This is a genomic window from Coprobacter fastidiosus, from assembly GCF_982245605.1.
In genome coordinates this window covers 1-12,005 of record NZ_CEVCIF010000041.1, presented here as the reverse complement: position 1 = coordinate 12,005, position 12,005 = coordinate 1, and the positions used below count along the sequence as shown (strand labels likewise).

General features: G+C 38.5%; 8 protein-coding genes and 1 pseudogene. All 9 read right to left on the bottom strand.

What is annotated here, in order from left to right; all coding sequences use genetic code 11:
- Nucleotides 1-23: 23 nt before the first annotated feature.
- Entirely contained in the window at nt 24-1,970 is a 1,947-nt protein-coding gene (locus AC0UMU_RS10550) for a glycoside hydrolase family 97 protein (protein ID WP_278715147.1), read from the bottom strand.
- Between the two features lie 191 nt (nt 1,971-2,161).
- Nucleotides 2,162-2,704, bottom strand: a complete 543-nt coding sequence (locus AC0UMU_RS10545; RefSeq protein WP_031258320.1) for a porin family protein — start codon at nt 2,702-2,704, stop codon at nt 2,162-2,164.
- Nucleotides 2,705-3,336: 632 nt separating this feature from the next.
- Nucleotides 3,337-3,882 (bottom strand): porin family protein, encoded by a 546-nt coding sequence (locus tag AC0UMU_RS10540; protein ID WP_009317860.1) that lies wholly within the window; start codon nt 3,880-3,882, stop codon nt 3,337-3,339.
- 213 nt (nt 3,883-4,095) lie between these two features.
- The gene (locus tag AC0UMU_RS10535; protein WP_022389850.1) at nt 4,096-5,082 is read right to left on the bottom strand and encodes a cation diffusion facilitator family transporter; all 987 of its coding nucleotides are present in this window, start codon (nt 5,080-5,082) and stop codon (nt 4,096-4,098) included.
- A 3-nt stretch (nt 5,083-5,085) separates the two neighbouring features.
- Nucleotides 5,086-6,090, bottom strand: a complete 1,005-nt coding sequence (locus AC0UMU_RS10530; protein ID WP_288641557.1) for a DUF4861 family protein — start codon at nt 6,088-6,090, stop codon at nt 5,086-5,088.
- Nucleotides 6,091-6,201: 111 nt separating this feature from the next.
- Nucleotides 6,202-6,516 (bottom strand): thioredoxin, encoded by a 315-nt coding sequence (gene trxA / locus AC0UMU_RS10525; protein WP_009317857.1) that lies wholly within the window; start codon nt 6,514-6,516, stop codon nt 6,202-6,204.
- 108 nt (nt 6,517-6,624) lie between these two features.
- A complete protein-coding gene (gene dnaE / locus AC0UMU_RS10520; protein WP_022600574.1) occupies nt 6,625-10,518 on the bottom strand; it encodes a DNA polymerase III subunit alpha in 3,894 nt (1,297 codons plus the stop codon).
- A 220-nt stretch (nt 10,519-10,738) separates the two neighbouring features.
- Nucleotides 10,739-11,263 (bottom strand): hypothetical protein, encoded by a 525-nt coding sequence (locus AC0UMU_RS10515; protein ID WP_278715141.1) that lies wholly within the window; start codon nt 11,261-11,263, stop codon nt 10,739-10,741.
- A pseudogene (locus AC0UMU_RS10510) lies at nt 11,260-12,005 on the bottom strand (hypothetical protein); the annotation flags it as partial. The pseudogene AC0UMU_RS10510 and the gene AC0UMU_RS10515, both read right to left, overlap by 4 nt.

Here is a 12,005-nt window from a genome sequence, read left to right as displayed (position 1 = left end):
TCCTATCGTTTTTTTGAGAGTTTCTATTCGATTCTGCCGGTCCATCCGCCGTTACGTACCAATTTCATGGTTAGCTTTGTAGAATTTGTCACTTCTGTTGCCTTCTTTTTATAGTCCATTGCCTGACGGTCTGCGTTGATGCCATCTTCAAAATAGGTCAGGTGCAGTTTTTTATTTTCCGGGAGGAAGTCCAGATTTACTTCAATAGTACGTCCTGTGTCGTTGGTGATAGCACCGATGAACCATTTATCTTTATTGCGACGGGCAATAACAACATATTCTCCGACTTTAGCATCCAATACTCTTGTTTCATCCCAAACTACGGGTACATTGGCTATAAATTCAGTACAAGGGCGTTCACGATAATAATATACCGGATTATCGGCCAGCATTTGCAATCCGCTTTCAAATACGATAAACAAGGCCATTTGGTAGGCTCGTGTTCCCGATCCCATTGCATTAGCACGAGTAGATCGGTTATCTTCCGGTTGTGCGGAGAACATAGAACCGGGAGTAAAATCCATGGGCCCTACCGCATTACGCATGAATGGAAGGTAGATAGAGTTTTCCGGTTTACAGTTACCTCCTTGTTCCATACCCAGCACACCTTCATACGAAAGCACATTCGGATATCTGCGTTCTAATCCTGCGGGTTTGAACGAACCATGAAAGTCTACGAATAATTTATGTTTTGCAGCTTCTTTTGCTACACGCTCATAATAGTTTACCATCCATTGGTCGCTTCGATCCATAAAGTCGATCTTTACACCGGCAATACCCCAATCGGCAAAAGTCTTGAACAAATCGAAGTGGTTTTCTACAGTCAGCCAAGTCAACCACAATACAATCTTTACATTACGTTCTCGACCGTATTTAATTAATTCCTGCAAATCGATTGTTGGATTCGGAGTAAACGGGTCACGGGTACTCTTTGCCCAGCCTTCGTCCATAATGATGTAGGGGATGCCGAATGTCGAAGCGAAATCGATATAATATTTATAAGAATCCATATTGTAACCGGAACGGAAATCGACGCCGTATAAACGGGCGTCATGCCACCATTCCCAACTTACTTGCCCGGGCTTAATCCAGCTATAATCTTCCAGTTCGCAAGGAGAAGAAAGGATATAGACCATTTCATTGGCTACAATATCTTTATCGTTGTCGGAGATTACAAAGAAACGCCATGGAAAATTTCTTTTACCGGATGTTTTGGCGATGTAATTTGCCTCTTTTAGTATTTTCAGACTACGGTCACCATCTTCACCAAACTCCAGCGGACACTTTGGGAAAAGAGATTGCATGCCGTTATTTCCCGTACTTTGCAAAAACATGCAAGGATAATCCTGCAAGTCTGCCTCGGATATCAATATTTTGTATTGTTTATCTGTCTCCAGAAGTACGGGTAGATAACTCATTCGGTCTGTATGCTTGTAATCTTTAGTTCGAACATGTGTATATGGATATTCGTATGATGTTTTAAAACCATCCGGCTGAGATAGATGAGCCAAATAATCTGCAGGGAAATGGATAGAGAAATTTTCTCCCATAATTTCAATCTCGCCCTTTTTGTTTGTAATAAAACGGTAGGCCAATCCTTTATTGAATACACGAAATTCAATGGCATAATTTCCCCTCATTTTCAGATATAAAGTATTGCAGTGGTTCTCGACAATTGCATTTTTCAGAGGAATCTCTCGCTTTATGCTTTCATCGATCTTGCCTCGTTTCATGGCTTGTAATTTCGGTTGCTCTCCTAGCACTTCATTGTTCAGTATCATTGATAATGAACAATTGTCCAACAACAGATCTTTTCCCGAATATATTGAGTAATATATTTTGTCTTTCAATTCAATATTTACTTTCAGTTTACCATCGGGTGATTGTACTTCGATTTTTTTTGCGGAAATTTCTTTTCCGCATAAACATAATAATGTTACTAATATAATTTTAAAATGTTTATGTGTCATAACTTTTTATTTGGGATGAATCTTTTAATTGTATATGTTGTATTTGACAAATATAGCGAAAAAAAGAAATATGATTTCTATTTTTAATTATCAGACAGGCTTTTAGAGTTCATTTAAATTTTCTAATTATAAAAACAGGCCGGGAAAATTTTCAGATTTTCCCGGCCTGTTTTTATAGATATCTTAATATATTAGAATTTCCATCCTAAGGTAAGCTGGAATACGCTATTTTTAGCGTCAGCGCCGTCAAAGGCATCAGTTGCACTGATTAGATACCGGAAACCGGCTGTAAGTCCCATTTCGGTTTCATATCCCAATCCTACACCGATTGCGAAATCAAAAACATTCGTGGCATCTTTTATGCTGTAATTTTTACCGTTGATTTTTTCTTTACCGACCGTGCGGAATCCGAATTGCGGACCGGCTTCGATATTTAATCCTTTCCACATATATCCTTTTACCATAACCGGAATTTGAATGTAGTCCAGTTTAGTTGTCAGATCATCGTATTTACCTCCTTGCATGGCATATTGTAGTTCCGGTTGCAAAGCAACATAATCATTAAAACGAATGTTGGCGAAACCTCCGATTACGAGTCCCGGACGGACGTTCAAACTACTATTTGTCAGGTTCGAAAGAGATAACCCCGCTTTTACTCCGAATGCGATTTCTTGAGAAAAAGAAAAGGCGGTAGCTAAAAATAACATGACAGATGCAAGTACAAATCTTTTCATATATATCAAGTTTTTATTTACCGGGAGGCCTCCAGTGGAAATAATTTATAATTATGGCAGGGATATGGCCTCCGCAACGATATGGTTGTATATCCCATAGTTGATTATGCAACAAAAATAATATAATAAAATAAGAATATAGTTGTCTTTTTTTGGGTTTTTGTGGTCTATTTTTCTACTTAAGTTATTTTAATTTTGTTAGAGTAAATGTTGTATATTGGTATAATAGACCGGATGGTTTTATCGTTTCGCATTTTATAAAAATTAATAAGTGTCAAAATTAAGAGTCTGTTTAAATTTTACTTGAGTCAGTTTTGAGAGATTCTTTCGAGGATATTTTATCATTTTTATGGGCTATCTGACGAGAAAAAATGGGGAAAAAGACCGGAAGAAAGTACAAAAATGACCTGATAATATTTTTTTGTTGGAAAATTTAGATAGGCTCTAAGATGAACACTTTGAAAAGTTATTAGATTGTAACTGGTAAACGTAAAAAGCCGTATCAATTCTATTTTTCGAGTAGTGATACGGCTTTTTTATAATCGGTGAAAGATGTCAAGTTTCAAATTAAAAGTCCATTTTCTCTTGTTGAGTTTTGATACTTTTTTCTAAAAACTATGTTCTTTCTTTTTTTAGAACATCCATCCTAAAGTAAGTTGAAATACACTGTTCTTGTTTTTTTCATGATCGATAGCTTTGGTTGCACTGATCAGATATCTGAATCCCGCAGTAAGTCCCATTTCCGTTTCATAGGCCAATCCAACACCGATTGCAAAATCGAAAACTTTTGTTTCATCTTTTACATTCACACTTATATCTCCTTCTTCACTGGAAGCTTTTGTCCGGAATCCGAACTGTGGTCCGAGTTCAAGATTTAAACCTTTCCACATGTAGGCTTTTGCCATGATCGGGATGTTGAAATAATTCATTTTCAGTGTATAATCATTTTTTTTAGTCCCTTGCATGGAAAATAGTATTTCAGGTTGAACCCCTAAGTAATCATTTATTCGCATGTTTGCGAATGCTCCGACTACTATGCCCGGTTTTATCCTCATGTTTGAGTTTGTCATGTTCGTTAGATTTAATCCGATTTTAGGGCCGAATCCAATATCCATTTGCCCGAAAGAAAAGGCTGTTGCCATAAGCATCATGACAGATGCAAGAATAAGTTTTCTCATATTCAGAAATTTTATCCTTCCGGTTCCGGTTATGAAGGAAATATAACTGGAGAAGCATAGGAACCCCCGATTTTGCAATCGTATGCTCTCATTATTATTCAGTAATTATAGATTGCGCTGTTTTACTATAACAATCGGAGATATGGGAGTTGTTCACACGTGCAAGGATTTCTTTTTCTGAATAGTTCTAAAGATTTCTTTTTGTAGAGAATTTTATTCATTACGTTCTTCATCGCTCTCTGTAATTTCCTTGAGCGTAAGTTGTAGAGGTGAAACGAATGTTTGTTTACGATATGTGCAGTTCGTCACTTGACAGTGTCTGCAATAAGATTTAGCACAGGAATCTGAATGTACCGAGAATGAAATTTTATCGGTAAACCCTTTACATATAGTTTTTTCCAGATTTATACAAGCCGAATGACCTTCTTCTATATTATAATACCAAGGAAGAGTGAGATCGCAGTCTATGTAATAATAACTGCCGTATTTTACCATTTTTAGGTTGTGGATGTCTATCCAGTCGGGTTGTCTGTTTTTTGATATTATGTCGGCGATTATGCTGAGAATTTCTTTATCAGCTTTGTCCATGAGGTTGGCAACCGTTTTTTTAAGTATGGAGATTCCCGTGAAAATAATAATAGTTCCGAAAATTAATGCCAAGGCACTGTCTATCCATCTTATTCGGGTAATATACATCAGAATTAATCCGATGACTAAGCCTATACTCGAATAAGTGTCGGATTGCAGATGTTTTCCTCCGGCAACCAAAGCGATAGAATCATATTTTTTTCCGGTGCGGATACTATAATATCCCAATAAATAGTTGATAATTCCGGCACCGGCGATTATGTAAATACCGATATCCAATTTTTCGATTACAGAGGGAATGAACAGTCGCTTGATGCCTTCAAAAACGATTAATACCCCGGCGAGAATAATGAGGAGACCTTCTATAGAAGCTGAAATAAGTTCTATTTTCCCATGACCGAAAGGGTGACCTTCATCTTTAGGTTTTGCCGCAAGATGAAGGCTGTATAAACCGATGAATCCGGCAGCCACGTTTACAATACTTTCCATCGCATCGGTCAGAATTCCGACCGAATTAGTCATAAAAAATGCAATGAATTTTCCAGTCATCAGAATGACAGAACAAGATACGATTACGGTTTGTACTTTTTGTTTGAGGCGGCCTTCGTCCATATATCAATTTACAAGATTTATTTCTATCGGGTTATCGATGTAGAGAGTTTCGTAATCGATAAATTCTTCAAAATAGTCGGCGCTGCGAAATCCTTCGTTATCTTTTTCTTTGGCACCGTATACATAAAAAGTCACTTTGTTTTCTGCATTCGGTTTCAATTCTGCATACCACAGATTAAGACCTTTATAAGCAGTATAGCCACGTCGGGTATAATATTCATCAGGAATAATGATCGCCATTCCCGTATAGTATGATTTTTTTTCTAAAGTATGCGCCATTAGAGCGACATAACCGTATTCGTAAGCTCGGAAAGTGGTATCTCGATTCAGAACATTATCTTTTATGCCTGTGAGTAGGAGTGTGTTCGGAGGCATATTTATTAATGCTATTTCCTTTTCATAACCGTTATGTCCTGCCCAGATTGTTACCATCTCTGCTATACGGCCGGCAGATACTTTACTTTCTTTTCGGTCTATTCCGTAAATTCTTCTTACCGGACCTTCGCTTATCAATAAATAGTTCGGTTTACCTATAGGGTAGGCTGCCTTGTTCGAATAGACAGCTATTTCACCTAATCCGATAGAGTCAGCTTCTTGCAGAATAGAGTCTCCTGAAGCGGTAAATTGTTTAAATGACTCTTTACCTGCAGACGTTTGTATAGAATCTTTAAAAGTCGGATATTTCTCCGAAGTTACCCATGTAAGTGTTGCAGTACGGTTTTCATTCGGAGCAAAATTGCAGATAAATGCGAGTTCGTCCCATTGCCCGTCTTGATCTATGTCATCAAGTTGAGAAACGATTAGTTTTCCGTTGTTATCGTAAAGGACAGGTAGTAATGTAGAGTCCGGATTATTTAATTGGCTACGTTCGATAACAATACCTGCATTATTCCGGTAACGGTCTGTGGGATTGGTCATTTCGATAACCAGACTCTCGCTTTTCTTTTGTTGATGACATCCGGTAAATATGAAGGTCGTCATCGAAACGATTAACATGAAAGTTCTCATGATGTTTTCAGTTTTAATGGGTAAAATTCTAAAAACAAATTGGGAGGAGAGTCGGTAGAAAGAAAGACTGTATGAAATTCTCCATACAATCTTTCTCTGATATTCTATATTTTATAAGTTAGCTTCGATTTTTGCTTTCAGATCGGCTTTAGAAGATGCACCTACTTGTTTATCGACAAGTTTGCCTTCTTTGAAAAATAAAAGAGTAGGAATGCTGCGGATGCTGTATTCTTCACTCAACTCATTGTCGTTATCGACATTATATTTTCCTATAATCGCCTTGTCTTCGAATTCGGCGGCCAGTTCTTCAACGGCTGGGGCGATACTGCGACATGGACCGCACCATTCCGCCCAAAAATCAATTACTACGAGCTTGTCCGAAGCGAGAAGCTCTTTGTAGTTTGCATCTGTAATTTGTAATGCCATGATTTTGAAGTATTAAAATTTTAATTTATAATGGTTTTCAAAAGTCTAACAAAGTTATAAAAAAACAATAAACCAATCCTATTTGTTCGATGAATTATAAATATGTTTTTAAGCCGATGCCTCTGTCCCGTATAGTACCAGTTCGTCTTCTGCCTCTTCGGTATTGCGTTGCATCTCTTTTCGGGAAATTCCGTTTATCTTGAATGATAATCCGTTGTTATCTTCGATAAATCGGATTAGGTCTTTTGTTACGTTAACCTTGTGTGATCGGGCGAAAAGCTTTACTTGATATTTTTCTTCAGGATCATAGATTTCGAAGAAAAGTTCGGTATTCGATTCTTTATCGGGTTTGAGCAAGTCTGTCAGCGGCTCTATTATACCGTTGTTGATCTGGTCGATCGGAATTACTACAGTAAGACTTTCCAATAATTTATTTTTTACGTCTTGCAATAACTCTATCGAGACGATCCGTATGTCCAGAACGCTTTCATTGAATTTTCGGGGTTGACATTTTGCTTTGATAAGCAGATACATGCCGTTATATCCGAATTTCCGGAAATCGACGAAATCTTTTCCGAAAAGAGGTATCTCGGCAGATCCTGAATAATCCTCGATTTTTAGAATTCCGAATGGTTTACCGGTTTTTGTCATTCCTTCTCTGAAACCTGTTACGATACCGCCCATGACAATATCTTTATTGATTAAGGCTTGACGGTCTTCCAGTTCGCTCATTCGGGTATTGCATCCATATTCGAGAGTCAAAGCATAGTCGTCCAGAGGATGTGCAGACAGGTAAATTCCTACTAAATCCCGTTCCTTTTCCAGTCGTTCCAAATCGGACCAGCTTTCGGCAGCGGGAATTTCGGGCTTGGCTACTTCTATAGCATCGCTTCCTCCGAACAGAGAGTTAATTTGAGCCGCTTTATCTACTTGATATTTGTTACCGTAGCGAACAAGGGTTTCGAGGAAAACTTCACCTTTACTGTTTTGAGCGAAATATTGTTCTCTTTTTATTTCCGGAAAACTGTCGAATCCTCCGGATAAGGCAAGACTTTCTATATTCTTCTTGTTACAAGCATTCAAATTGACCCGTTGCACAAAATCAAAAATACTGGTGAACGGACCATTTTTCTCTCTTTCTTCCATAATGCTGCGGACAGCACTTTCTCCTACACCTTTTACAGCTCCCAATCCGAAGCGGATATTGCCGTCTTTGTTAACGTTGAATTTCAAATTACTTTCGTTTACATCCGGACCGAGCACTTTAATACCCATAGCTTTACATTCATCCATGAGTTTGGTGATTTCCGTAATATTCGAGATATTGCGGCTCATCACGGCTGCCATATATTCCGAAGGGTAGTTGGCTTTCAGGTAAGCTGTCTGGTAAGCCACCCAAGAGTAGCATGTCGCATGAGACTTGTTGAATGCGTACGACGCGAATTTTTCCCAGTCAGCCCAGATTTTTTCCAAAGTTTTGGGATCGTGCCCGTTTTTTTGTCCGTTATTTATAAACAGCGGTTTTAAAGCATCCAGTTTATCCTTTAATTTTTTTCCCATCGCTTTACGCAAAGCATCGGACTGTCCACGCGTAAAGTTAGCCAATAACCGTGAGAGAAGCATCACCTGTTCTTGATACACTGTAATTCCGTAAGTATCTTTCAGGTACTTTTCCATAATCGGAATATCGTATACGATCGGCTCTCTTCCGTGTTTCCGGTCGATAAACTGCGGAATATAATCCATAGGTCCTGGTCGATAGAGAGCATTCATGGCGATGAGGTCTTCAAAGGTCGTCGGTTGCAGTTCGCGCAAATATTTTTGCATTCCGGCCGATTCAAACTGGAATGTTCCCACGGTTTTCCCTTCGCTGTACAATTTATAGGTCGCATCGTCGTTTATCGATATTTTGTCGATATCGATATCGATGCCTCGGTGAGATTTTATATTCGCTACGGCTTCTTTGATAATCGATAGTGTTTTTAATCCCAGGAAGTCCATTTTTATCAATCCCGTATCTTCGATTACCGAACCTTCATATTGAGTGACCAGCATTTTTTCACCGGTCTCTTTATCATCGGCAGTACTTACCGGAACCCAATCGGTAATATCATCTCGACAAATAATCGTCCCGCAAGCATGGACACCCGTACCCCGAACGTTTCCCTCAAGCATACGAGCGTATTTCATCGTGTCGCGTATCAACATATTTTCCGATTCGCAGGCTTGTTGCAATTCGGGAACTGCGGCAATACAATTTTTTAGATTGATTTTAGGAGATTTACCGTCTATTTCAGGCAATCTGTCGGGAATCAATTTTGTGAGACGGTCTGATTCGGAAAGAGGCAATTTCTCTACTCTGGCAACATCTTTGATAGCCATTTTGGTTGCCATAGTACCGTAGGTAATAATATGAGCTACCTTTTCGTGTCCGTATTTTTCGGTTACCCAACGAAGTACTTCTCCTCGTCCGTCGTCGTCGAAGTCGATGTCTATATCCGGTAAAGAAATACGGTCGGGATTCAAAAAACGCTCGAACAGCAAGTCATATTGTATCGGGTCTATTTGGGTAATCCCGAGACAGTAGGCAACTGCCGATCCGGCAGCCGATCCTCGTCCCGGACCTACCGACACCCCCATGTTGCGTGCTGCGGCGATAAAATCCTGTACGATCAAGAAGTATCCCGGGAAACCCATTGTTTTCATAATATGGAGCTCGAAGATCAGCCGTTCCTTTACATCCGGGCTTAATGGATCTCCATAACGAGTTTTTGCCCCGTCGAAAGCTAATTTCTTTAAATAGTCTGCTTCCAGTTTGATACGGTATAGTTTGTCATATCCTCCTAAAGTATTTATTTTAGCTTCCGCAGCGACCTGGTCCATAACGACATTCCCGTTTTCATCCTGAGTAAATTCATCGAACAAATCTTTTTCCGTAAACTTTTGCCTATATCCTTCTTCTGTCCCGAATTCTTCAGGAATAGCGAATGTCGGCATGATAGGAGCATGATCGATCGAATAGAACTCCACCTTATCCAGTATTTCATTGGTATTGATAAGGGCTTCAGGAACATCGGCGAAGAGAGCGTTCATCTCTTCGGTTGTTTTCATCCATTCCTGTTTCGAATAATACATGCGGTTGGGGTCATCAAGGTCTTTTCCCGTACTCAGGCAGATCAGCCGGTCGTGAGCCTCTGCATGCTCTTCATCAACAAAATGCACGTCATTGGTACAGATTACCTTGATATTATATTTTTTTGCATATTCCAGAATTTTGGTATTAGCTTGTACCTGCAAAGGATATGCTTCGTGATTGGCATTCGGTACGGTAGCTTTGTGCCGTTGTAATTCCAGATAGTAATCCTCACCGAACAGGTTTTTGTACCATCGTACCGCTTCTTCTGCCTCGTCGAGCAAACCTTTGTTTATTTTTTTCGGGACTTCACCACCCAAACAGGCAGATGCGACGATCAGCCCTTCATGATATTTTTCCAATTCGACACGGTCGGTTCTTGGACGCATATAGAAACCCTCGGTCCAAGCTTTTGATACCAATTTAATCAGGTTTTTGTACCCTTTCAGATTTTTTGCAAGAACGATCAAGTGGTATCCGCTTTGATCGGGTTTACCGTTTTTGTCTTGTAAGCGGTTTCTTGCCACATACATTTCGCAACCGATAATCGGTTTGAAGAGTTTTTTTTCTTTCTCTTCCAACTCAGCCTTACAGCGTGAGAGTTCGGCATCCCGGTCTTCACATTCTATTTTTCCGTTTTCGATGTCCGATATTCTTTTTTTCAGGTCTTTTATCTCGCTTTTGACACCTCCATTTTTTTTATTTACATAATTATAAAATTCTTTGATACCGAACATGTTGCCGTGATCGGTAATGGCAATACCCCGCATGCCGTCACGCATAGCTTTATCGACCAAAGCCTGTATACTCGCTTGTCCGTCAAGAATAGAATATTGAGAATGGACGTGTAAATGTATAAATGGATGCATGATAAATATAATGACTGTTACTTTGTATGGGGATAAAGTTACGAAGCTTATTCGAAGCAAGAAAATAGATTTGGTGAAAATTTTTATAAGAGTTATTTATGAGGATTTAATTAGTTGATGACTAATGCTTTATTAGAGTATTTTTTCTTGATGAAATAATGATTTGTGGATGTCGCTTTTTAATATAAAATTCGGTCAAAAATTTCTTGTATGTATAAATTTACCAACCACCATAAATGTCACCTTCTTTTATATAATTATTAACAGGTTCGTATTTAGTCATTGATATTGTATAATGACTCGGATATATATTTACAAAAATGTATGGATATTTTAAAATAAAAGATCGATATCGGGTTTTTGCTGGTTCAAAAAAAAGAGAGTCGAATTCAGCCTCTCGTAGTATTTCCAGGCTGTCATTAAGAATATTAATTTCTGTAATATCGTCAGAAGCTAATATGTAAATGGCTTTTTTGTTACGGGGGTCAAATACGAATTCTAATTCGGTCGATTGATTGGTTTCATACTTTATATAGTCAACGGTATCTGAAGGTAGAACGCTATCTTTTGCAAATACGACATAAAATTGAGCACCTGGTACTTTAGAGGTGGTTATCCCGATATCTGTTCCTGGAACTTTAAAAAAGAAGTTGCTGGGTTCGTTGTTATATTTCTGTTTTTTTTCAGAGCAGGAATATATCAAACCGATAGCGATAAGCGATAGGATATAAATAATCTTTTTCATAACTGTTTAGTTAAACGTTTATATAAAGTAGGAATACTTCTGGTATATCTGTCGAGAATAGAAAAAGGAGCTATTAAAAGATCTCTTATTCCGAGTTGGTATCCGAAATATTGCGCATTTTGAGAAGATGGCAATTCGATAGAAGGTCTATTATCTTGAATAGATTGCAGATTATCGAATTCTTTTCGCACCAAAGACCAAGGGATAGCATGTATTCCGGCCACATAACCCGCTGCAATATTACCGATATCTTTTGCAGAGGTATATATTGTTTGTCCGTTTTTCGTACTGCCGATAGGCATACCTCTATAAAAGTCTTCATTTTTTTGATAAAGTGTATTTAAAGTTCCATTTGTAGCTTTAAAGTCATATTTCTGACCTTTTTTTGCGTTGTCCATATAATAACCGATTTCAGGATCATCTTTGACTAAATTGTTCAAAAACACTTTTCCGCTGTTATCTTTAGGATCGATAATACTACCTACGGCCCAAGCGCCACTACCATTGTTTGCGTAACTGTCATAAAAAGAAGTGATAGAGGTAGTCATCCCGATACTTTTTTTGATAATTTCCCCGTTTTTACCTGCAGACAAAGCATAAATATTTAGATCGTTGTCTTTCAGACTTCCTCCAAGTATCGTATATGTTCCGTTTTTATTGGCAATTACCCAGGTACTTCTCCCGTCGGGATCAAGCGCATTAATGAAATTATTAGCGCAATAGGCGTAAGGGCTTATGTGAT